This is a genomic window from Kribbella sp. NBC_00662, from assembly GCF_041430295.1.
GTDB lineage: Bacteria > Actinomycetota > Actinomycetes > Propionibacteriales > Kribbellaceae > Kribbella.
In genome coordinates, this window is record NZ_CP109029.1 from 3,985,152 (window position 1) to 4,008,003 (window position 22,852).

Consider the following 22,852-nt stretch of genomic DNA (forward strand, 5'->3'; position numbering starts at 1 on the left):
TAACGGATACCCTTGCAACGTGCCCGCCGAGACCTCGCAGACGCTGGACCGGGGACTGACCGTCCTCGAGTTGCTCGCGGACGCGCCGGACGGTCTGTCGATCACCGAACTGGCCGCCGCGCTCGGGGTCAGCCGGACGGTCGTCTACCGCCTGGTGAACACACTCGAGCTGCATCGGCTGGTGCGTCGTGACAGCGAGGGGCGGGCGCGGCTGGGTCTCGCCGTACTGCACTACAGCCGGCGCGTGCAGCCGACATTGCGGGACGCCGCTCTTCCGGTACTGCGTTCGCTCGCCGAGGACACCGGTGCGACGGCACACCTGACTGTCGCGGACGGTGAGGAGGCGCTCGCGATCGCGGTCATCGAGCCCAGCTGGACCGACTTCCACGTGTCCTACCGGATGGGCTCCCGCCATGCGCTCGACCAGGGCGCCGCAGGAAAGGCGATCCTCGCCGGCCGCCGCAAGCCCGACCCCGCCGGCCGCCCCTTCGTCGTCACCTCAGGCGAACTCCAAGCAGGCGCCCAAGGCGTCTCCTCCCCGGTCCTCGGCGTACCAGGCGTCGAAGCCTCCATCGGCGTGGTCGTCCTGGGCAAACTCGACCGGGACTTCGTCGGCCCCCGAGTAGCCCGAGCCGCCGTAGAAGTAGCCAAACGCCTCGCCTGACCCGCCCACCGCCATTTGCCTGGTCAGCCAGGTAAATGGGACTGGGGGTGGTGGGTGGCTGCCTCGACCAGGGGAAGGACTCGGTGGGGGATTTGTTCGGCGAGGGCGATCACGGTGGAGGCTCTTTGGATGCCTCGGACGATGACTACCTGGTCGATCACGCGTTGGAGGTCGGCGTTGGAGCGGGCGACGATGCGGCACCAGAGGTCCTCGGCGCCGGTGATCGTGTGGACCTCGAGTACTTCGGGGATGCGGGCCAGCGCCTCGGCGACCGTCGTGTGACCTGAGCCCTGCTCGATCTGCAGCGTCGCGAACGCCGTCACCGGGTAGCCGATCGCGGTCGTGTCGATGTCCGGCCCCCACCCGCGCACCACGCCGTCGCGCTGCAACCGGTCGAGCCGCGCCTGCACGGTGCCGCGCGCGACCCCGAGCCGCCGCGACGCCTCGAGTACGCCGACCCGCGGCTCGGCCGCGAACAGCCGCAGGATCTTCCCGTCCAGCGCATCAACCGACATACGACCCCTCCGTCAATAGTCAGCCTGACCAAATAGCCCAGTCGTCGGCCCATCTTACTGTGCAGGTTGTGCAGTGAAACAACGAACTGTTGCGCAACCTGTCGCCCCCGGCGAGGCTCAGGGCACGACCCCGACCTCGGAGGACCCCGATGACCAGCACCGACCTCACCCCCGCAGAGCTCGACGCCGATCTCGACCTCGACCAGCTCAAGCAGCTCGTCGGCCTGGTGCCGTACGACGAGAGCACCGACCCGTTCCCGGTCACCGCGATGGACGCCGTGGTGTTCGTGGTCGGCAACGCCACCCAGACCGCGAAGTGGTACCAGCTCGCGTTCGGCATGGACCTGGTCGCGTACTCCGGTCCCGAGACCGGCAGTAAGGACAGCAAGTCCTACGTCCTCAAGTCCGGCTCCGGCCGCTTCGTCATCTCCGGCGGCGTGAGCCCGAAGAGCCCGCTGCTCGACCACCACCGCAGGCACGGCGACGGCGTTTCCGACCTCGCCCTCGAGGTCCCGGACGTGGACAAGTGCATCGAGCACGCCCGCAAGGTCGGCGCGGTCGTCCTCGAGGAGCCGAACGACGTCGCCGACGAGCACGGCACGATCCGGCGCGCGGCGATCGCGGCGTACGGCGACACCCGGCACACCCTGATCGACCGCAGCAAGTACGACGGCCCGTACCTGCCCGGCTTCGTCGCGGCGACCACCCAGGTGACCCGTCCCGAGGGGCACCCGAAGCGGCTGTTCCAGGCGGTCGACCACGTCGTCGGCAACGTCGAGCTCGGCAAGATGGACGAGTGGGTTGCCTTCTACAACAAAGTCATGGGCTTCGTGAACATGGCGGAGTTCATCGGTGACGACATCGCCACCGACTACTCGGCGCTGATGAGCAAGGTCGTCGCCAACGGCAACCACCGGGTGAAGTTCCCGCTGAACGAGCCGGCGGTGGCGAAGAAGAAGTCGCAGATCGACGAGTTCCTGGAGTTCTACGACGGCGCCGGCGCGCAGCACATCGCGCTCGCGACCAACGACATCCTGCGCACCGTCGACATCATGCGGGCCAACGGCGTCGAGTTCCTCAACACCCCCGATTCGTACTACGAAGACCCGGAGCTGCGGTCCCGGATCGGCAACGTGCGCGTACCGATCGAGGAGCTGCAGTCCCGCGGCATCCTGGTCGACCGGGACGAGGACGGCTACCTGCTGCAGATCTTCACCGCACCGATCGGCGACCGCCCGACGGTCTTCTACGAACTCATCGAGCGACACGGCTCGCTCGGCTTCGGCAAGGGCAACTTCAAGGCGCTGTTCGAGGCGATCGAGCGCGAACAAGAGCGACGCGGCAACCTCTGAGCCCGGCCCGGCACGCCGAGAACCTTGCCGGATGCAACTGAACACGGCGTGTCGCCGTCCGATTACCGGAATGACTGTCGGGGCAAGCTCCGTTCGCGTAGTGTGCCTTCCTGAGTGTGCGTCGGGGCGTGCACTCAGGAAGGGTTTCGTCATGAAGACACTGGGCATTCTGCTCAGCACCGCGGGACTGGCCGGAGTCGGCGTGCTCACCTTCGCCGCCGCAGCGCCGGCCCAGGCGGCCGAAGCGGCCTCCTGTTCAGGTGCGAGATCCATCGCGTCGGCGCCGATGCTGCGCGACCACAAACCTCCCAGTTGGGGCACTGTCCGGTTGGTCCGGGACAACTGCTCGCAGTACTGGGCCGAGATCAGCATGGCGTCGCCGGTCGTGGCCAATGCGAAGGCCAACGCCTTCGTGGTGCAGTACGGCGGCGGCAACAACGGCCGGGTGCTCAGCTGCGACAGCAGCGGCGGCAACGGTTCGGTGATCCAGGGGCAGCGCACCTGCCGGACGCCGAAGATCAAGGGTGGCAGCGGTATCACGTTCGCCGCGATCGGCCGGGAGTACCACAACTACGGCGGCGGCTACGAGGAGATCTCGGAGAACGCCACCAAACGCACCCGCTGAGCAGTCCATGTCCTGATGCGGACATGGACAGGGGCGCGCAGTACCGCGCAGTAGTTACTAGGCTCGACGGTATGAGTGAGGTTGTCGAGCAGTTGCGCAAGGTCCTGCCTCCCGAAGCGCTGGTGACCGATCCGGACCGGATGGAGAGCTACCGGTACGACCGGGCGATGTTCTGCCCGGCCGGGATGCCGCTCGCCGTCGTGCTGGCGCGGGAGACCGCGCACGTGCAGGCGGCAGTGCGGATCGCGGCCGAGGCCGGCGTACCGATCGTGCCGCAGGGTGCGCGGTCCGGCCTGTCCGGCGCAGCCAACGCGCTCGACGGCTGCATCGTCATCTCGCTGGAGAAGATGGACAAGATCCTCGCCATCGAGCCGGTCGATCGGTACGTCGTCACGCAGCCGGGCGTCTACAACGCCGTATTGTCGCGTGCCGTCGCCGAGCACGGTCTGTTCTACCCGCCGGACCCGTCCAGCTGGGAGTTCTGTTCGATCGGCGGCAACCTGTCCACGAACTCGGGCGGCCTGTGCTGCGTGAAGTACGGCGTGACCACGGACTACGTGCTGGGCCTGGAGGTCGTGCTCGCGGACGGACGCATCCTGCGGACCGGCCGGAAGACGGTCAAGGGCGTCGCCGGGTACGACCTGGCCAAGCTGATCGTCGGTAGCGAGGGCACGCTCGGCATCATCACCGAGGCGACACTCGCGCTCCGCCCGGCGGCGGCCAAGCCGCGGACGATGGCGGCGCTGTTCGCCGACGGGGTCGAGGCCGGCAACGCGATCCTCGAGATCATCCGCAGCGGCGTGTCGCTCAGCCTGCTGGAGATCATGGACCGGACCACGATCCAGGCGGTCAACAAGTACAAGCGGATGGACCTCCCGGAGGAGGCCGGCGCGATGCTGATCGCGCAGTCCGACGCGGGTGGTGAGGCCGGGGCGGCCGACGTCGCCACGGTCGCGAAGCTCTGCCGCGACAACGGCGCACTCGAGTGCATCGAGGCCGAGGACGACGCCGAGGGCGAGCTGCTCCTCGAAGGCCGCCGGGTCGCGCTGACGGCGCTGGAGGAGCTGGGTACGACGATGATCGACGACGTCGCCGTACCGCGGTCGCGGCTGGCGGAGTTCATCGGCCGGCTCGAGCAGCTGTCGGCCGAGCTGGACATCACGATCGGCGTCCTCGGGCACGCCGGCGACGGCAACATGCATCCGACGGTGGTGTTCGACCAGACCGACCCGGACCAGGCCAAGCGCGCGCAGGAGGCGTTCGACCGGGTGATGGAGATCGGGCTCGAGCTCGGCGGGACGATCACCGGTGAGCACGGGGTCGGCGTCCTGAAGCGCGCCTGGCTGGCCGAGGAAGTGGGGCCGGTCTCGCTCGACGTGCACCGGGCGATCAAGAACGCGCTGGACCCGAAAAACCTGCTCAATCCCGGCAAGATCGTTGCCGAGTGAGGTTGTGATCCAACCGCAATAGAACTGTCGAGGCCATTCGACGTCCATGCCCGTCGAATGTGACGTCCGGCCGACACCATGGAAGGTACTGAGCTGAATTCGTGGGGGGACTGGATGCAGGGTAGGAGGCGCCCGATGGGTCTGTGGCGCCGTACCGTGCTGCCCGCCGTCGCGGCTCTGGTCGGGACGTTCGCGCTCTCCGCGTGTGCGAACGGCGGCGGACTGCGGGTCGAGGGTCCCGAGTCGCCGCCGACGGGCCCGACGCCGTCAGTTGCCTTCGGCACCACTCAGCCGCACCCGGAGAAGACCCCCGAGGTGGCCGTCGACCTGGCCAAGGTGCGGGTCAGACTGCTCGCCGATCGGCACCTGTCCAGCTACGCGCGGACAGTGCTTTCGAATTGCACGGTGATTTCGCGTTGCCTCAGCAGGGGTAAGACCGTTGATGTATTGCACAGCGGTACACCTCAGCAGATCGTCCTGATCCACACCCTGGAGAAGTTCGTCTTCGGTATCTTCCTGATCGCGATCGAGCCCTCGGGCCCGCGACCGATCTGGAACCTGAACGTCGAGCAACCGACCGTGACCGCCAGCCCCGATGGGAACCTGGTGGTCGAGTCGAAGATCTTCACGATCAACGACCCGGTCTGCTGCCCGTCGGGCCGACGGGTCGAGGTCTACCGTTGGAACGGTCGGCAGATGACCAAGGTGAGCTCGGCGAACCAGTAGGGAGACTGAAGTTCGGTGGTACCGGAAGAACCGGCAGCGCGCATTCTCATGGTCGAGGACGACGCGGTGATCCGTGAGGCGACCCAGTTGACCCTCGAACGGCACGGCTACGACGTCACCACGGCCGAGGACGGCCTGGAGGCGATCGAGCGATTCGAGAAGATCCACCCGGACGTCGTGATGCTCGACATCATGCTGCCGGGCCTGGACGGGATCTCGGTCTGCCGACGGGTCCGGGAGACCAGCACGGTCCCGATCGTGATGGTCTCCGCCCGCGGTGACGCGCTCGACGTCGTACTCGGTCTGGAAGCAGGCGCCGACGACTATGTGACCAAACCCTTCGACACCCAGGTGCTGGTGGCGCGGCTGCGGGCGGTGATGCGACGGGCGGTCTCCGATCCGGAGCGTCCCGCGCCTGCGGCCGGTTCCGGCGTCGAGTCGTTCGGCGACCTCGAGCTGGACCGGGAGGCCTTGGAGGTACGGCGCGGTGGCGCGACCGTGCAGCTGACGCCGACCGAGCTCAAGCTGCTGATCGAGTTCGCCAACAATCCCGGGGTGGTGCTGAGCCGATCCACGCTGCTGCAGCGGGTCTGGGACTACGAGTGGGGCGGCGACGGCCGGCTCGTCGACGTACACCTGCAGCGGTTGCGGACCAAGATCGGTGCCGACCGCATCGAAACCGTCCGCGGCTTCGGGTACAAACTCAGGGCATAGCGGATGGGGCCAAGTTGATGGGACTGCGCGGCAAGCTCGGTCTCATCTTCCTGCTGGTCTCCGCGCTCGCGATCCTGGTGCTGTGCGTCGCGGTCTACACCCAGGCCCAGTCGGCCCGGCTGGACCGCACGCGCAGTTTCGCGGACGAGCGGATCCAGCTCGCGGCGCAGAGCTACGACACCAACGACGTACCGGTGTTCGGCGCGAAGGTGGACGATCCGGAGCTGCCGCCGCAGCTGCGCGACGCCGTGCTCGAGGGCAAGCGGGCCACGTTCAAGACCGGGTCGCCGCACGCGAAGATGTGGGCGGCGGTCGCGGTCAAGGACGGCAAGATCCTCTCGATCGAGCAGGACTACGAGACCAGCGACGACTCGATGAAGGCGCTGCAGCAGGCGTTGCTGCTCGGCGGCATCGGCACGGTCGCGCTGGTCGCCCTGGTCAGCGTGATCCTGGCGGGCAGCCTGTCCAAGCGGATCGTTGCCGTGGCAGGTACGGCGCGGCGGATCGCCGCCGGTGACCTGGATGCGTCGGCGGCGCAGGCCGTTGGCAAAGGCAAGGACGAGGTGCAGTCGCTGGCGACCGCGATCGACACGATGGCCAGCTCCTTGCGCGGCCAGCTCGAGGCCGAACGCCGGTTCACCGCGGACGTCGCGCATGACCTGCGTACGCCGGTGACCGGACTGACCACTGCCGCCGAGCTGCTGCCGCCGGGGCGACCGAGCGAGTTGGTCCGCGACCGGGCCAAGGTACTGCGGCGACTGGTCGAGGATCTGCTCGAGATCGCGCGATTCGACTCCGGTGTGGAGCAGGCCGATCTGGAGCTGGTCGGTCTCGGCGCCTTCGTCGGATCGGCGGTGGCGCGGTTGCGGATGCAGCAGGCGCTGGCGCCGGACAGTGTGATTGTCCATCTGCTCGGGCCGGACCAGACGGTGTCGACGGATTCGCGCCGGATCGAGCGGATCCTGGCGAACCTGATCGTCAACGGACTGCGGCACGGCAAGCCGCCGGTCGAGGTGACGGTCAGCGGCCGGACCGTCGAGGTGGTTGACCATGGCAACGGTTACCCGGAGGAGTTGATTGCCGAGGGCCCGCGTCGGTTCCGGTCCGGGATGGCCGAGCGGGGAGTCGGGCACGGCCTCGGCCTGACCATTGCCGCCGGTCACGCAAAGGTTCTCGGCGCCGACCTCACCTTCGGCGAGGCGCCGGGCGGCGGTGCGCTGGCCCGGCTCGTACTACCGGCCGAACCTGAGACGCAGTCGTAACACAACTCTTCAACCTTTCCTGCCGCCGTCGCGTCTTCTCCTCCGTAACACCAACAAAACGAGGGCCGCGTCTGCCGCGGTCTCGGTGACCATCACCAAGTAAGGCGCGAAACGGCGCCACTCCCCAAGGGGCGGGGAGTGGCGCCGTTTCTCAATGCGTGCCGTACACGTTGAACTCGGCAGCCGATCCGAAGACCGCGCCGTTCAACGAGCTGGTGCCGACGAACTTCACAAAGCGCCCTGGCTTGGCGGTGAAGTCGACCCGCTGGACGGCGATCGAGTTCGGGAACTGTCCGGTCGCAACCGGCGTACCCCAATCCTGACCGTCGGCACTCACGTAGATCTCGTACCCTTTGAACATCCCGTTGGTCCCACTCTGCCGAGGCAGATAGCTGAACCCGTTCACGCTGTACGTCGACCCGAGGTCGAGCGTCATGTGATGCGGGAAGTCGGTCGGGGTAGGCACCTCAGACCAAGCGGAATGCCAGATAGTGCTGGGGTTTCCGTCCAGCGCCATCGTCGCGGCGCCGCCGGTGGCGACGTCCTCGCTGTCGACATCGGCCACCTTGATCCGGGACTGCGGCACGATCCCCGGCGGGAGCACGGTCGCTTCCGCGCTGATCGTTGCCTGACCACCCGTTGCCGTCAGCACGTACTTCCCTTCTGGTGTACCAGCTGGCGGCGTGACGTCCCACGTGGTCGTCGCCGTCGCTCCGGCAGCCACGGTGGCGTGGGTTGCCGGCGTGGTCGCCGTGACAGTCCAGCCGTCCGGAGCTTCGAGCCCGAGCGTGATGTTGCTGGCAGCAACTACGTCGTTGTTGGTGAAGGTCGTGGTGACGGTGTTCGCCTCGCCGGAGACGAGACCGGTCGCGCCGGAGACCGCGACCGAAGTACAGTCGGCCGGCTCGGACGTCGTACCGAGGTCGTTGACGGCGAAGTTGTCCATGATGAAGTCGGTCTGGTCACCGCCGTCGGTCAGCTTGCGGAGGCCGACCCAGTAGTCGCCACCGCACCCGGCTACGAACTCCTGGTTGAACGTCGCCTTCGTGCGCTGCTCTCCGACCGGGGTGGCCTTGACCTCGACCGAGTCCGGACGATCGACGCCCTGGACCCAGGCGTACTGGCCGGCCCGGCCGCTCTCGTAGTCGAAGCTGACCTTGTACTTGTGGCCCGGCTGGAAGTTCACCGTCGACGGAGTGGTCCGGTATACCAAACCGGCGTTCTCCTCATGGGACTTGAGCGACCAGTCACCGTCGAGCACATCGTCGACCAGCTTCCCGTTCCAACCGGCCTGCGTGTACGGCGCGTGCTTCTTCGCCAGCACCGTCCGCGGATCGGTCACCCCGCCCGCGTCGCCCTTCACGAACGGGCCCCATCCCTGGTCGACGTTCTCGAAGTCATCCACCAACCCGGCCGGAGGTCGCTTCGTCTCCACCACCCGCACGTCATCTACCCGAACCTGCGCTGCGCCCGCGGCTGCTCCGATCGACAGTTCGGCCGTGCTGCCCTTCGCGTCGAACACCACTCGAGCGCGCTGGTAGTACGCCGCGTGTTTGTCGTCGGCGGCAACCATGTTCTCCGCCGTCGATCTGGTCACGACGTTCTTCACGCCGTCCACGGTGATGGTCGTCGGGCGGGACTTGCCCGGCTCGACCTCGATCCACGCGGCTGCGCTGTAGGTGCGACCGCGCGTCAGGCCGGTGATGCGCTGCTTGACCGACGATGCCTTCGTGCCGAGCTGGGCGACGTGCTGACCGTTGTCGAGGGTCGCGATGCTCGCTCCTCCGGTCGGGCTCCAGGCAGAGAGGTTGCCGGCGTTGAAGCCGGGGTCCTCGACGTGACTGCTCTCGCCCCAGTTCGCGGGACGCGGCGCCGGTGCGGCCACGGGGTAGAGGACGTACGGCTTGCCCGCCACCGCATCGAGCGTGACGGTGCCGTGCTTGGCCCGGACCGTGGTCGGCTTCGTCCGGCCGGTGTCGCTCAACTGGTAGGCGGTGAGGGTGTTGACGCCGGCGAACGCCGCGGGCAGCGTCCACGTCGTACGGCCGCCGGTCGGGTTGTAGTGGTAGAGCTTCTTGTCGTTGTCCCACGGCAGCAGGTACTTGTCGCCGTCGAGGACCTTCGCGTTGCCGACGTACACGGCTCGCTTGCCGTTCTCGACCGCGCCGCGGACGCCGCCGGTGAAGGCGATGTCGTTCGCGTTCCAGTCGATGATCTTCTGCTGCTGGAGGAACTTCGTCGGCAGGTTCTGCTTCCAGATGTTGGCGTAGAACTTGTTCCAGTCGGTCTCGCCGGTCCAGCCCTCGAACTCGACGATGCTGGCCTGGCCGAGGATCGGGTCGCTGTTCCAGACATCCTTCTCGTGGTTGCGGACGAACCGGATGATCTGCGAGTTCAGGCCCTTGTTCGTCGGGCCGCCGTAGTCGAGGTCGTTGGCCCAGTGCGACCACAGCGACGTCCGCTCGTGCCGGTCGGCCCACTCGGTCGCGATCTGCCAGCCCTGGTCGGACAGCTGCCGGGTGAGGCCGTCGGCGAGCCAGCCGGACTGGTAGTAGACGTCGATGTACAGCTCCTGCAGGTTCTTGTCGGTCTCGTCGCGGAGCTGCTGGAACCGCTTCACGATGTTGCCGGAGGCAAGATCCGGGCGCTGCTCGATGTAGTAGCTCTGGTTCAGCCAGTTCCAGCCCTTGGCGGTCTTGTCGACCAGGTCCTCGCTGAAGGCGTTCGCCTCCGGGTAGGACTCGGTCGCGTTCACGTGGACGCCGAAGGCGGCGTTCCAGGACTTGCCCTGCTTCAGCAGCGTGTTCAGATCGGTCAGCCCGCCGGCGCGGAGGTTGTAGTTGCCGCCGTAGTCCGGGTGACCCGAGTCATGACCCTCCGAGGCGTACCCCTTGAGGATCGCCATCTGGCCGAGCCCGTCGGTCGAGAGCGAGATGCGCTTGACGTCGTCGAGCGTGCGCAGGAAGGGGTGCGTCGCCTGGCTGGCGAAGTTGAACGGGATGTGGGTGATCACGCGGTCCTTGACCTGACCGCCGCCGTTCGGCTCGACCATGATCGAGCGGAACGCGACCGCGCCGTCCTCCCAGTCGACGGTCTTGTCGTGGTTCGCGTCCGGCGTCACCACGACCTTCGCCCAGGGGAGCGGCTCGGTGTACGGCGAGGTGTCGGCGCGGTACGTCCACTGGCCGCTCCACACGCCGACGCGCGTGCTGCCGTCCGCGCCCTTGCGGGCCTGGTGCCAGAACCGTGCGCCGTCGTCGACGGACTGCCCGGACGGCTTGTCGTACGTCGAGTTCGACTCGATGCCCGCGGCCAGCCCGCTGGTGTTGACGAACGCGTACGCCGCACCCGTCGGGGACGCTTCACCCGGCGTGGCTGCGGTGACCGGCGTGATCTTGTCCGCGGTCCGCGTCGAGTCCGGGTCCAGCGTGGTAAAGGCGGTCGTCGCGCCGGCGTCCGTGCTCGCGACCGAGACCAGGTCCTGGTTCGGGATGTCGATCGTGTGCACGCGACTCGCCTCGGTGTCGCGGACCGCGTCGATCGCGAACGTCGTCACCCGCCCGGCGACACTCAGGCGGCGTCGAGTTCGACACCGGGCAGGGCGTCGAAGGCCAGCGTGTACGACGCGCGCGCGCCGCTGACCGTCGCCGGGCCGGCGAGATGCGCGGTCCGGGCGGTGCCGTCGATCGTGACCGTCGAGATCGCGTCCGGCCGGCCGCCGAGGGCCTGGCCGGAGGCGTTGTCGACGTACTTGACCACCCGGGGGAAGTCCGCCCCGACGGTGACCGTCAATTCGTTCGACCGGAGAGTCAGGTCGCCGTCCGTGGCATCAGCGTGCGCACCTGAGGGCACGCTCAGCACACCGGCAGCCAACGCTACAGCCAGTACTCCACACCCCACTGAACGTTTCATGCGGAGAAAGTTCGCACGTAACAGCTAACAGGTCAAGAGAAACGAACACTAATGAACAACCCTCGCCTCGCCATCGGCATCGGCGCAGGAGAGGCGCGGGGTGGGCGCTAGGCAGGAATGATGCGCCCGGTGACTTCTCCCAGGCCGAGGCCGTTGGCCCAGGCGGCGATCGTGACCTCGTCGCCGTCTTCGAGGAACGTGTGTTCTTTGCCGTCGACGATCAGTGGCTCGCGGCCGCCCCAGCTCAGTTCGATGAACGAGCCGCGCTGGTCCTTCTCCGGACCGCTGACGGTGCCGGAGGCGTACAGGTCGCCGGTGCGGACGGTGGCTCCGTTGACGGTCATATGGGCGAGCATCTGCGCGGGCGACCAGTAGATGTCGCGGTACGGCGGGGAGCTCACGAGGTGGCCGTTCAGCCGGACCTCGAAGGTGATGTCGTAGTTCACGAGGTTCTGTCCGGCCAGATACGGAAGGACCGGCGGATCCTGCGGGCCGATGGGGACGGCGGCAGGTGCCAGCGCGTCGAGCGAGACGACCCACGGCGAGATCGACGTCGCGAAGGACTTGCCGAGGAACGGGCCGAGAGGGACGTACTCCCACGCCTGCAGGTCGCGCGCGGACCAGTCGTTCACGAGCACCACGCCGTACACGTGGTCCTCGAAATCTTCAACGGAGACAGGCTTCCCGAGCGTCGACGGCGTACCGACGACATAGCCGAGCTCGACCTCGATGTCCAGCCGCTGCGACGGCCCGAACGTCGGTGCCGCGGCGTCGGGGGACTTCCGCTGGCCGCTCGGCCTGACGATATCGGTGCCGCTGGCAACGATTGTGCCGGCTCGGCCGTGGTACCCGACCGGGAGGTGTTTCCAGTTCGGCAGCAGGGGCTCGGAGTCCGGGCGGAACAGCCGGCCGAGGTTCGTCGCGTGCTGCTCGGAGGCGTAGAAGTCGACGTAGTCCGCGACCTCGAACGGAAGCTGCATGGTGACCGCGGACCGCGGGATCAGATGCGGCTCGACCGTGTCCCGGTCGTTGGCGTTGCGGACCAGCTCGAGCAACCAGCTGCGGGTCGCGCGCCAGGCGGGCCGGCCGAGCGCGAGGAACGCGTTCAGGGTCGGCTCGGCGAACAGCTGTGCGCCGTCCAGCATCTGCGCCGACGCGAGTGGTGCGAGGTCGATGATCTGGTCGCCGATCGCGGCGCCGATCCGCGGCTCCTCGTCCCCGTGCCGGAACACGCCGAGCGGCAGGTTGTCCGGCCCGAACGGCGAACCGTCCGGGATGTCGATCCAGCTCATCAGCCCTCCATCAAGCCCAGTGTGGTCAGGTCGTTCCGCGGTTCGTCGATGCTGCACGACCCGAACGACGTGAACCACCGCCGGGTGCTCGCCGCCTGGTCATCGGTCAGCTCACGCGCCCGGCCAGCCAGCGCCCCGCCGTCCTGCGAGGCCAGCACCGCGGCGACCTCGTCATGCGCCGCGCCGTCGAGCGACGCCCGCGTCGCGAGCAGCACGTTGAGGAACCCGTGGTGCTCGTAGCCCGTGTCCGAAGCGGTATGGCGGACTGCGTTGTGCAGCCCGGCGGTGCACTTGAAGGCCACTTCGCGGTCCAGGCAGGCGATGACGAACGACGCCACCTGGTCAACCGACGGGAAGAGCGACGGGTCGAGTCCGCCCGTCCGCAGTTTGGCGGCGTACCCGGCGTCGGCGACCACGTCCAGCGCGCGCTCCCACGCTCCGTCCAGGCCGATCTCGACGTACGCCGTCTCCTCGTCGAGGCAGTCGTCACACGCCCGTACGACGCGCAGCGCGTTCCGGGACAGATCGTCCTCGTTGCGCAACCGGACCTCGACCGCGGTCACCTCGACGTCCTTCGAGCGGTCGCCCCAGCGGATCGCGGGCTCGATCCCGCCGGCGCCGCCGGAGATCACGACCGACACGCGGAGCGGCCCGCCGCCGGCGCGCGCGGCCTCGGCGGCCACGTCCATCAGGTCCTCGTCGGTGCAGACGAACGGCCCGACGAGCTCGGCGTACGGCGACTCGAGGTGGGCCCGGTGTGCCGTGACGGCCTGGGCCATCGGCAGGTTCCCCGGCGGGAACATGGCTGCGTCGTCGACCAGGTGCCGGAACAAGGCGGGGACGGTTGACATGACTCAGAGCCTAACGGATGCTTTCGGTAAGCGGACGCACGCGTTCGATTATCGGATACTCTGGAGCAATTCTGATGGCGTTCTACCGGCAGGTCGGGGAAGTTCCGCCGAAGCGGCACACCCAGTTCCGGAAACCGGACGGCGGGCTGTACTACGAGGAGCTGATGGGGGAGGAGGGGTTCTCATCGGACTCGTCGCTGCTGTACCACGCCGGCGTGCCGTCCGCGATCATCGATTCGCAGGTCTGGGATCTGCCCGACCTGGCCACCGTCCCCAACCATCCGCTCACACCGCGGCACCTCAAGCTGCACGACCTGTTCACCGATACGTCCAAGTCGAACGCCATCGAGGACCGGCGGCTCGTCCTCGGCAACGGTGACGTGCGGATCTCGTACGTCGTCGCGGAGCAGCCGTCGCCGTACTATCGGAACGCGATCGGCGACGAGTGCGTGTACGTCGAGAAGGGCTCGGCGACCGTCGAGACGGTGTTCGGCGTACTGAACGCCGTCCAGGGCGACTACGTGATCATCCCGCGCGCGACCACGCACCGCTGGTTGCCCGGTCCGGAGGGCTTGCACGCGTACGCGATCGAGGCCAACTCGCACATCGCGCCGCCGAAGCGTTACCTGTCCCGGTACGGACAGTTCCTCGAGCACTCGCCGTACTGCGAACGGGACCTGCACCCCACCACCGAGCCGCTCGTGGTCGAGGGGACCGATGTCGAGGTGCTCGTGAAGCACCGGGGGAACGGAGCCGGCGGGATCGTCGGCAGCCGGATGACGTACGCGACGCACCCGTTCGACGTGGTCGGGTGGGACGGCTGTCTGTACCCGTACACGTTCAACGTGAGCGACTTCGAGCCGATCACCGGGCGGGTGCACCAGCCGCCGCCTGTGCACCAGGTGTTCGAGGGCTACAACTTCGTGGTCTGCAACTTCGTGCCGCGGAAGGTGGACTACCACCCGCTGTCGGTGCCGGTGCCGTACTACCACTCGAACGTCGACTCCGACGAGGTGATGTTCTACTGCGGCGGCGACTACGAGGCGCGGAAGGGCTCCGGGATCGGGCTCGGATCGATCTCGCTGCACCCGGGCGGGTACGCGCACGGGCCGCAGCCGTCGGCGATCGAGGCCTCGCTCGGCGCGGAGCGGTTCGAGGAGCTCGCCGTCATGGTCGACACCTTCCGTCCGCTCGAACTCGGCGAGGGCGGCCAGGCGGTCGACGACGGCGTGTACGCCTGGACCTGGGCTGGTCGCCGCAAGTCGTAGCTGTTTGTGGGATTCTTTCCCCTGTGAGTGAGGACGGGGACGCGTCGCAACAGGTCGTGGAAGAGGTTTCACCGGAGCCGGAGTCGGGACTGGAGTCGCGCGAATCGCCGGAGGTGGAAGTGCAGATGCCACCGCACGACCCGGAGATGCCCTTTGTCGTCGGCATCGATCGGGACGCGGTGGTACGCCGGCGCGAGGTGGTCCGGACCGTTGAGCGCCGCGGGGCCTGGATCACGCTGGCGATCGGCGCGGTCGGCATCGCGGCCGCGGTCTACGCGCTGCTCGCGTTCCGCGGTTCGGGGATGTGGCCGTTCGCGATCTTGTTGATCCTGGCAATGATCCCGCTGGTCCTCAGCACGGTGATGGTCTACCGGCTGCAGGCCGAGCGGCAGCAGTGGTACGACGCCAACGAGCTGCAGCCGGTCGCGATGCGGATGTCGCTCAAGGGGCTCGAGCTCGCGTGCGACGGAGCGGCGTACCCGGTTGTCCTGCAGTGGCACACCGTCCGCGGTTTCCGGCAGCAGAAGCTCCTCGGGCAGTACATGCTGGACCTCGACCTGGTGCCTGGGGTGAGCGCGACCACGGCCGGTGTTCGCGGCCTGGACCAGGCGCCGGTCCGCAGCGTCGTCAAGCCGAACCCGCTCCTCCGCCCCACCGGACTCTTCCTGGTGAAGGCGCTGGACCAGCCCGTCCACATCATCGACGAGGCCATGAAGCACTTCTCCGGCGGCACGGCGCAGGTCCGGCGCTAGCAGGGCAGCGAGCGGTACGTGTAGCCGAGCTTGGTCAGCTTGGTGAGCGCGCTGTCCAGCGCCGCGACGGTCTGGGAGCGGTTGCCGCCGCCGTCGTGCATCAGGATGATCGCGCCGGGGCGGGCACCGGACATGATCGCGTGCTCGATGTGCGCGACACCGGGCTTCTCCCAGTCCTCGGTGTCGACGTCCCAGAGCACCTCGTGCTGGTGGTACGCCGCCGCGATCGCGTGGATCTTCTCGTTGGTGGCGCCCTCCGGCGGCCGCAGGCACTTCGACTTGATGCCGAGCGCGATCTCCTGCCGCACCTTCGCGTCGGGCAGACGGGTCAGCGTCTTGTGGTCGTACGTGTGGTTGCCGACGTGATGCCCGGCAGCGCGCTCGGCCGTGACCAACTCCGGGAACTGCGCCACCTGGATCCCGATCACGAAGAACGTCGCCTGCGCGTGGTGCTTCCGCAGTACCTGAAGGATCTTCGGCGTCCAGACGTGCTGCGGGCCGTCGTCGAACGTCAGGTACAGGACCTTGCCGTTGTCAGTCAGGTTCCAGTCGTCCGCCGGTGGCTTGGGCGTCGGCGGTTTGACGGCCGGCCTGGCGGGTTTGGTCGACGAGGACGTGCCCCGCTTGGACGTGGTCGACGTACTCAGGAGTCCGTGACTGGCCGGCTGAGCGGCCGGTTTCGCGGACGTGGTCGAGTGCTTCGACGGACTGGCGGCTTGGGCTAGGACGGCACCGCAAAGCAGGGCGGCGACCAACGGCAGGAGTTTGCCGGGCGGCTTGGTCATGCACGGCATTCTCTCGCGTCGCACGGTTCAACGAGGCACCGGGTCGCCCGTAAGGTGGGGCTCTCGTGCCGGAGATCCCGGCTGCAGACCAGTGAGGCGGCTGATGACGAACAGCGGTGAGCGTACGACGATGACCAGACGAACCCTGATCGGCGGAGCATCCGCCCTGGCCGCGGCCGGGTTCACGGCCGTTCCGGCGTACGCCGGTGGTCCCGGGCACGGCCGGACTGTCCGGTTGAGCGTCATGGGCACGACCGACCTGCACGGCAACGTCTTCAACTGGGACTACTTCAAGAACGCCGAGTACGACGACTCCGCGCACAACGACATCGGGCTGGCGAAGATCTCCACCCTCGTCACCGCGGTCCGGGATCGCATCGCCGCGGATCGCCACGCGCCGCGCCCGCTGCTGCTCGACGCCGGCGACACCATCCAAGGCACCCCGCTGGCGTACTACTTCGCCAAGATCGAGCCGATCACCGGCGGGCACACGCACCCGATGGCCGCGGCGATGAACCGGATCGGGTACGACGCGGCCGCGCTCGGCAACCACGAGTTCAACTACGGGGTCGAGATCCTCCGCAAGTTCCAGCGGCAGCTGCGGTTCCCGCTGCTCGGGGCGAACGCGCAGGACTGGACCACGGGGCTGCCGGCGTTCCCGCCGTATGTGCTGAAGCGGGTGCACGTGCCGGGCGAGAAGCCGATCACCGTCGGCATCCTCGGTCTGACCAACCCCGGTATCGCCATCTGGGACAAGGCGAACGTCGAGAACAAGCTCAAGTTCGGCGGGATCGTCGAGCTGGCCAAGATCTGGGTGCCGCGGGTCCGCAAGGCCGGCGCCGACATCGTGATCGCGTCCGTGCACTCGGGCATGGACCTGTCCTCGTCGTACGGCGACGCGCTGCCGTACCCGGAGAACGCGTCGGTCCTGATGGCCGAGACCGTGCCCGGGATCGACGCCGTACTCGTCGGGCACGCGCATCTGGAGATCCCGGAGCGGCTCGTCACGAACAAGACCAGCGGCGAGCAGGTCGTGCTGAGCGAGCCGCTGAAGTGGGGCATGCGGCTGTCGCTGATCGACCTCGACCTGCAGAAGGTCCGTGGGCAGTGGAAGGTCGTCGGCCGGCACAGCCAGGTCCTGAACGCGAACACCGTCGACGCCGACCCTGCTGTCGTAGGGCTGCTGCAGAAGGACCACGACAAGGTCGTCTCGTACGTGAACTCGAAGATCGGCACTTGCACGGAGGCGATGTCGGCGGCCACCGCTCCGTGGGAGGACACCGCCGCCCTCGACTTCGTCAACTTCATCCAGGCTGACGCGGTCTCGAAGGCTCTCGTCGGTACGCCGCAGGAGTCGCTGCCTGTGCTTGCGATCGCGGCGCCGTTCAACCGGGCGGCTGCTATCCCTGCTGGTGATGTGTCGATCCGCGATGTTGCTGGGTTGTACATCTTCGACAACACGCTGCTCGGGGTGACGATGAGCGGTGCGGACATCAAGGACTATCTGGAGTTCTCGGCGGCGTACTACAAGCAGGTGAGCGGGACGGGGCCGTTCCCGTCCGATCAGATCACCAACGCGCCGACCTCAACCGCGCCTGGCGGCACGCCGGACTACAACTATGACGTCCTCGGCGGGCTGACCAAGCCGCTGACCTACAAGATCGACATCGCGAAGGCTGTGGGCTCGCGTATCACGGACCTCGCGTACGACGGGGTCGCGGTGGCCGCCGACCAGCAGTTCGTCGTCGCAGTCAACAACTACCGGCAGTCCGGCGGCGGCAACTTCCCCCATGTCTCCACGGCGCCGGTCGTCTACAACCGCCAGGTAGAAATCCGCCAACTGATGATCGACTACGTAACCGCCACCGGCTCGGTCGACCCGAACACCTTCCACACCGTGGACTGGTCCCTCACCTCGAACGGCGCCCCCATCACCGTCACCAGCTGAAATCAAGCCCCCGCGGTGCTACGCGCCGCCCCACCCACCCCCGGGCTGTCGGCCGTCGACTTCGCGCGAGTGTCGTCGGCCGATCGCGGAGGCGGGGTCTTGACCGATGAAGAGGCTAAGTGATTTAGTCAGTTTGTGACTTACTCAGCGGCTGAGGTGCCGCCCAGCCTGTCGGACCGGTTGACCGAGTCGATTCTCGGGATCATCCGGGACGGTGGGCTGGGTCCGGGTGATGCGATTCCGTCGGCGCGGGAGTTGGCGAAGCGGTTCGCGATCACGACGCCGACGGTGCGGGAGGCGTTGCGGAAGTTGGAGGCGACCGGGGCGGTCGAGTTCCGGCATGGCTCCGGCACGTACGTCGGTCCGACCATCAACAACGTCGTACTGGCGAATCCGCATCGGCCGCCGATCACCAAGGACTCGGTGCTCCAGCTGATCAGTGCTCGTCTCGTCCTCGAGCCGGCCGTCGCCGCGCAGTCCGCGGTCGCGCGGCAGCCCGAGAACCTGGAGCGTCTGGAGGCCGCGGTCACCAACGCGCTCATCCCGCCCGGTGGACCGGCGTTCGCGCTCAACTTCCACGTCGAGCTCGCCGCCGCGTCCGGAAACCCTTTGTTACAAGAGGTTCTGTCGTCCTTGCTGAAGGTTCGTGTCCGCGAGCAGCAGCAGATCCGCGCGCTGTACGACAACCGCGAGCGTGACCACGAGGAACACCAGGCGATCGTCGAGGCCGTCCGCGCGCAGGATGCCGCCGAGGCGGAGCGCCTGACCCGTGAGCACCTCGACAACATCCGCCGCGCGATCGAGTCCGCCCCGGAGTGGTCATGAACCTTGCCGAGATGACGACCGACGAAGCGCTCGTCGCCGTACGCCGGTCCCCGCTGGTGATCGTTCCGGTCGGGGCGCAGGAGCAGCACGGTGGCGGGATGGCGATGTCCACCGACACCGTCCGCGCGGTCGGCGTGGCCGAGCGGGTCGCCGAGCGGCTGGCCGGTCGCGCGGTGGTCGCGCCGGCTGTCCCGTACGGCGTTTCGCCGCACCACATGGCCTTCGCCGGCACCATGACGTTGTCCCCGGCAACGTTCATGCAAGTACTCCGGGATGTCGTCGCCAGCCTGCACGAACACGGCTGGCAGCGGTTCCTGGTGATCACCGGGCACGGAGGGAACAATGCCGCTCTGTCCGTGCTCGCGCAGGAGTATGTCCGCAGCGAGCTCACGTTCGCGTGGACGCCGGTCACGTCCGTGGTGTCGGACCTGATCACCGGAGTCAGCGAGGTGCACGGTCACGCCGGCGAGGCGGAGACCGCGCAGATGCTGTACCTGGCGCCGGACCTCGTCCAGGCCGACCGCCTGGAGCCGGGCGCCACCCTGCTCGACGACCTGACCACGACAGCCCGGCTGTCCCGGCAGTCGCGCGGACCGCGGCTGTCCGTCGGGTTCGACGCGTACCACAAGCGTGGCGTACTGGGTGATCCCCGTCGCGCCACCGCCGAGGGCGGCCGCCTCCTGGTGGAGACCGCCGCCGACCGGATAGCCGCCTTCGCCGACGAGTTGCTCTCGGCCTGACGTCGTACCACCCCGAACGCTGGACCTTCGCTCAGGGAGGTCCAGGCGCGAGCCTGCCCGCCCGCAGGCCGCTTGCCCGAGGAGGCACCCCTGATGAACCTCGCACGCCCGAAAACCCTCAGTCCGTCCGGCTGGTATACCGCCCGGCGGATCGGCGCACTGCTGGCGTCGGCGGCTCTGGTGACCGCCGCCACCACGTTGCCCACAGCAACAGCTACGGCCGCGTCCACCACACCTGGCTGCGGCAAGCAGGCCGCTCCGAGCGGCGACTACACGGTGCAGAGCGGCGGTCTCACCCGGACCTACCGCCTGCACGTGCCGGACAACTACAAGAGCTCCAAAACCTTCGAGCTGATTTTGGTATACCACGGTCGCGGCAAGACCGGCGCCCAGACCGAAGCGTTCTCCGACCTGTCGAAACTCGACGCGATCATTGCCTACCCCAACGGTGTGATCGGCGACGAGGACAAGCAGGCCTGGCAGGGCGCGCCGTACGCCGCCAAGGGTGTCGACGACGTGAAGTTCACCGCCGATCTGCTGGACGACCTCGAGTCGAAGTACTGCGTCGACACCCGCGCCGTCTACGCGACCGGCAAATCCAACGGTGCCGGCTTCACCGGGATTTTGGCATGCCAGATGGCCGACCGGTTCGCAGCGATCGCCCCGGTCTCCGGCGCGTTCTACATCCAAGGCACGCACTGCGCGCCGAGCCGTCCGATCCCGGTCCTCGACATCCACGGCACCGGCGACACGACGATCCCGTACGGCGGCGACGGTGAGCGGGATCTGCCGAGTATCCAGACCTGGGTCCGCGACTGGACGGTCCGCGATCACTGCAATCCCGATCCGAAGACGAGTCAGCTCGGTGACGACGTACTGAAGTTCACGTACAAGGGCTGCAAGGCTGACGTCGTACACGTAGCGGTCACCGACGGCGGGCACAGCTGGCCGGGCTCTGACTCGACCTCCGGACCGGGTTACGTGACCCAGACGTTCGAAGCGCATGAGCTGATCGGCGCCTTCTTCCAGGCCCACCGGTTGAGGAGCTGACATGAGCACGGCTACAACTGCCGACCGCAGGGAACTGCCGCGGCTGGTCCGGGCGATGGCTGTCATCGAACGGGTCGGGAACGCGCTGCCGCATCCGTTCTGGCTGTTCTGGATCCTGTCCGCGATCCTCGCCGTCGTCAGCGCGATCCTGTCCGCGCTGGACGTTTCGGTGCTGTCGCCCAAGGACGGCAAGGAGGTCGCCGTACAGAACCTGCTGTCCGGCGACGGACTGCAGATGGCCGTCTCCACGGCGATCTCGAACTTCGCCGAGTTCCCGCCGATGGCGACGATCGTGGTCGTGATCATGGGCGTCGCGCTGGCCGAGCGGACCGGGTTCCTGCAGGCGCTGATGCGGGTCAGCGTGTCGCGGGTGCCTACGTCGATGGTGGTGTTCGCGGTGGCGTTCGCCGGGACGATGGCGCATGTGGCGTCCGCGGCGGCGTACATCATCTTGGTGCCGCTGGGCGGGCTCGCGTTCCGCGCGGTCGGGCGGTCGCCGATCCTCGGGATCGTGGTGGCGTACACCGCGATCGCGTCCGGGTACGACGCGAGTCCGATCCCGACGCCGAACGACGCGATCTTCGCCGGCATCACCACGGCTGCCGCGAAGACGATCGACCCGGACGCGCACGTCTCTGTGTTGTCGAACTGGTTCTTCAACATCGCGTCGTCGGTCCTGCTGGCGTTGGTGATCACGCTCGTCACGCGGCTGGTGCTGAGCAAGCGGACCGACCTCGACGCGGACCCGGACGCGCCCGGCGACGATCCGGATCAGCTGGCGGTTTCAGTTGCCGAGCGCAAGGGTCTGCGCCGGGCCGGGATCGTGTTCCTGATCGCGGCGGTCGCGATCGTCGCAGTACTCCTTCCGCACGATTCACCGTTGCGGGGCAAGGACGGCAGCATCGTCGACTCGCCGTTCCTGGACGGGATCGCGATGGTGGTCGCCGTACTGTTCGGACTCGTCGGCATCACCTACGGCGTGACCGTGAAGGCGATCGAGCGGGCGGCCGACGTACCGAAGCTGATGGCCGAGGGGATCAAGCAGATGGCGCCGGTCCTGGTGCTGTTCTTCGCGATCGCGCAGTTCCTCGCGTACTTCGACTGGAGCAACATCGGCGATCTGCTGTCGGCGGAGTCGGCGCGGTGGCTGGGCGATCTCGGCGCGCCGAAGGTGGTGATCTTCCTCGGCATCCTCGCGCTGCTCACGGTGATCAACGTGCTGGTGACGAGCGGTTCGGCGATGTGGTCGCTGACCGCGCCGATCCTGGTCCCGATGATGCTCCTGCTCAACGTCCCCGCCGAGACCACCCAGGCGCTGTTCCGAATCGCCGACTCGGGTTCGACGGCGATCACACCCATGAGTCCGTACTTCGTGATGGCGCTGGGCTTCCTGCAGCGCTACCGAAAGGACGCCGGCGTAGGCACGCTCGCGTCGTACACCGTCCCGCTGGCGGTGTCGATGACCATCGCGTGGACGCTCCTCTTCCTGGCGTGGTGGGCTTTAGGCATCCCCCTCGGCCCAGGCGCACCGGTCAGGTGACGTCGACGCCGGCGGTGCGGAGGTCGATCATGGCTTGTTCAGTGGTCGAGGGGGCCACGCCGGCGGTCAGATTGATCAGGACGGTCGTGCCGAAGCCTTCCTTGCGAGCGTCCAAGGCAGTCGCTCGGACGCAGTAGTCCGTTGCGATGCCGCAGACGTCGACGTCGGTCACGCCCTTGCCGCGCAGCCAGTCGGCCAGGGCGTGACCGCCTTCGTGGGACTTCCCTTCGAAGCCTGAGTAGGCCGCGGCGTACTCGCCTTTGTCGAAAATCGCGTCGAAGGGCTGGGGGTCCAGGTTGGGGTGGAAGCTGACGCCGTCCGTCCCGGCCACGCAGTGGCGTGGCCAAGAGTGGACGAAGTCGGGCTCCCTGGAGAAGTGATCGCCGGGGTCGATGTGGTGGTCGCGGGTGGCGACGACGTACGCGTACTGGCGTTCGTCGGGCTCGGCCTCGTGCCAGTGGTGGAGGAGTTCGCCGATCCGGAACGCGACGTCGGCCCCGCCGGCGACGGCCAGGCTTCCGCCCTCGCAGAAGTCGTTCTGCACATCCACCACGATCAGTGCCCGGGCCATCGCGACGCTCCT

20 protein-coding genes and 1 pseudogene are annotated in these 22,852 nt (G+C 67.8%); 14 read left to right on the plus strand and 7 right to left on the minus strand.

Annotation, left to right across the window (positions count from 1 at the left end; translation table 11 throughout):
* The first annotated feature begins 19 nt into the window (after positions 1-19).
* Positions 20-664: an IclR family transcriptional regulator gene (locus OHA10_RS20100; RefSeq protein ID WP_130444922.1), complete on the plus strand. Its 645-nt coding sequence runs from the start codon at positions 20-22 to the stop codon at positions 662-664.
* A gap of 23 nt (positions 665-687) precedes the next feature.
* Here the strand turns inward: OHA10_RS20100 and OHA10_RS20105 are convergent, their stop codons facing one another.
* The gene (locus tag OHA10_RS20105) at positions 688-1,179 is read right to left on the minus strand and encodes an Lrp/AsnC family transcriptional regulator (protein WP_371407772.1); all 492 of its coding nucleotides are present in this window, start codon (positions 1,177-1,179) and stop codon (positions 688-690) included.
* A gap of 149 nt (positions 1,180-1,328) precedes the next feature.
* Here OHA10_RS20105 and hppD point away from each other — a divergent pair, with 149 nt between their 5' ends.
* The 6 genes from hppD (at position 1,329) to OHA10_RS20135 (ending at position 7,306) form a co-directional block, all read left to right on the plus strand.
* Positions 1,329-2,531 carry a 4-hydroxyphenylpyruvate dioxygenase gene (gene hppD, locus OHA10_RS20110; protein WP_371407773.1) on the plus strand — a complete coding sequence of 401 codons (1,203 nt, stop codon included), beginning with the start codon at positions 1,329-1,331 and terminating at the stop codon, positions 2,529-2,531.
* A gap of 151 nt (positions 2,532-2,682) precedes the next feature.
* Positions 2,683-3,156, plus strand: a complete 474-nt coding sequence (locus tag OHA10_RS20115) for a hypothetical protein (protein WP_371407774.1) — start codon at positions 2,683-2,685, stop codon at positions 3,154-3,156.
* Between the two features lie 71 nt (positions 3,157-3,227).
* Entirely contained in the window at positions 3,228-4,604 is a 1,377-nt protein-coding gene (locus tag OHA10_RS20120; RefSeq protein WP_371407775.1) for an FAD-binding oxidoreductase, read from the plus strand.
* Between the two features lie 135 nt (positions 4,605-4,739).
* Complete coding sequence (locus OHA10_RS20125; protein WP_371407776.1) at positions 4,740-5,330, plus strand: hypothetical protein; 591 nt, start codon at positions 4,740-4,742, stop codon at positions 5,328-5,330.
* Positions 5,331-5,345: 15 nt separating this feature from the next.
* Positions 5,346-6,044 carry a two-component system response regulator CseB gene (gene cseB, locus OHA10_RS20130; RefSeq protein ID WP_130444928.1) on the plus strand — a complete coding sequence of 233 codons (699 nt, stop codon included), beginning with the start codon at positions 5,346-5,348 and terminating at the stop codon, positions 6,042-6,044.
* 17 nt (positions 6,045-6,061) lie between these two features.
* A complete protein-coding gene (locus tag OHA10_RS20135) occupies positions 6,062-7,306 on the plus strand; it encodes an ATP-binding protein (protein ID WP_371407777.1) in 1,245 nt (414 codons plus the stop codon).
* Positions 7,307-7,457: 151 nt separating this feature from the next.
* On the opposite strand, the gene OHA10_RS20140 is transcribed toward OHA10_RS20135, so the two are convergent.
* From OHA10_RS20140 to OHA10_RS20155, 4 genes and pseudogenes are all read right to left on the minus strand, one after another.
* Positions 7,458-10,358, minus strand: a complete 2,901-nt coding sequence (locus OHA10_RS20140) for an endo-alpha-N-acetylgalactosaminidase family protein (protein ID WP_371407965.1) — start codon at positions 10,356-10,358, stop codon at positions 7,458-7,460.
* A 90-nt stretch (positions 10,359-10,448) separates the two neighbouring features.
* Positions 10,449-11,218 (minus strand): annotated as a pseudogene (locus OHA10_RS20145) (hypothetical protein); the annotation flags it as partial.
* A 107-nt stretch (positions 11,219-11,325) separates the two neighbouring features.
* On the minus strand, positions 11,326-12,510 hold the full coding sequence (fahA, locus tag OHA10_RS20150; protein ID WP_371407778.1) for a fumarylacetoacetase: 1,185 nt from the start codon (positions 12,508-12,510) through the stop codon (positions 11,326-11,328).
* Entirely contained in the window at positions 12,510-13,361 is an 852-nt protein-coding gene (locus OHA10_RS20155) for a hypothetical protein (RefSeq protein WP_371407779.1), read from the minus strand. The genes fahA and OHA10_RS20155 overlap by 1 nt, the downstream gene beginning before the upstream one ends.
* A gap of 74 nt (positions 13,362-13,435) precedes the next feature.
* Here OHA10_RS20155 and OHA10_RS20160 point away from each other — a divergent pair, with 74 nt between their 5' ends.
* The gene (locus tag OHA10_RS20160; RefSeq protein WP_371407780.1) at positions 13,436-14,629 is read left to right on the plus strand and encodes a homogentisate 1,2-dioxygenase; all 1,194 of its coding nucleotides are present in this window, start codon (positions 13,436-13,438) and stop codon (positions 14,627-14,629) included.
* A gap of 23 nt (positions 14,630-14,652) precedes the next feature.
* Positions 14,653-15,381, plus strand: coding sequence for a hypothetical protein (locus tag OHA10_RS20165; protein WP_371407781.1), 729 nt, complete (start codon positions 14,653-14,655; stop codon positions 15,379-15,381).
* Here OHA10_RS20165 and OHA10_RS20170 read toward each other — a convergent pair.
* Positions 15,378-16,166: a polysaccharide deacetylase family protein gene (locus OHA10_RS20170; RefSeq protein ID WP_371407782.1), complete on the minus strand. Its 789-nt coding sequence runs from the start codon at positions 16,164-16,166 to the stop codon at positions 15,378-15,380. The genes OHA10_RS20165 and OHA10_RS20170 overlap by 4 nt on opposite strands.
* Positions 16,167-16,296: 130 nt before the next feature.
* Here OHA10_RS20170 and OHA10_RS20175 point away from each other — a divergent pair, with 130 nt between their 5' ends.
* From OHA10_RS20175 to OHA10_RS20195, 5 genes are all read left to right on the plus strand, one after another.
* Positions 16,297-18,114, plus strand: a complete 1,818-nt coding sequence (locus OHA10_RS20175) for a bifunctional UDP-sugar hydrolase/5'-nucleotidase (RefSeq protein WP_371407783.1) — start codon at positions 16,297-16,299, stop codon at positions 18,112-18,114.
* Positions 18,115-18,249: 135 nt separating this feature from the next.
* Positions 18,250-18,939 carry a FadR/GntR family transcriptional regulator gene (locus OHA10_RS20180; protein WP_233714572.1) on the plus strand — a complete coding sequence of 230 codons (690 nt, stop codon included), beginning with the start codon at positions 18,250-18,252 and terminating at the stop codon, positions 18,937-18,939.
* 11 nt (positions 18,940-18,950) lie between these two features.
* Positions 18,951-19,679, plus strand: a complete 729-nt coding sequence (locus OHA10_RS20185; protein WP_371407784.1) for a creatininase family protein — start codon at positions 18,951-18,953, stop codon at positions 19,677-19,679.
* Between the two features lie 93 nt (positions 19,680-19,772).
* The gene (locus tag OHA10_RS20190; RefSeq protein ID WP_371407785.1) at positions 19,773-20,729 is read left to right on the plus strand and encodes a PHB depolymerase family esterase; all 957 of its coding nucleotides are present in this window, start codon (positions 19,773-19,775) and stop codon (positions 20,727-20,729) included.
* A gap of 1 nt (position 20,730) precedes the next feature.
* Positions 20,731-22,269 (plus strand): AbgT family transporter, encoded by a 1,539-nt coding sequence (locus tag OHA10_RS20195; RefSeq protein ID WP_371407786.1) that lies wholly within the window; start codon positions 20,731-20,733, stop codon positions 22,267-22,269.
* On the opposite strand, the gene OHA10_RS20200 is transcribed toward OHA10_RS20195, so the two are convergent.
* On the minus strand, positions 22,262-22,840 hold the full coding sequence (locus OHA10_RS20200) for an isochorismatase family protein (protein ID WP_371407787.1): 579 nt from the start codon (positions 22,838-22,840) through the stop codon (positions 22,262-22,264). The two genes, OHA10_RS20195 and OHA10_RS20200, sit on opposite strands and share 8 nt — an antisense overlap.
* Positions 22,841-22,852: the final 12 nt, after the last annotated feature.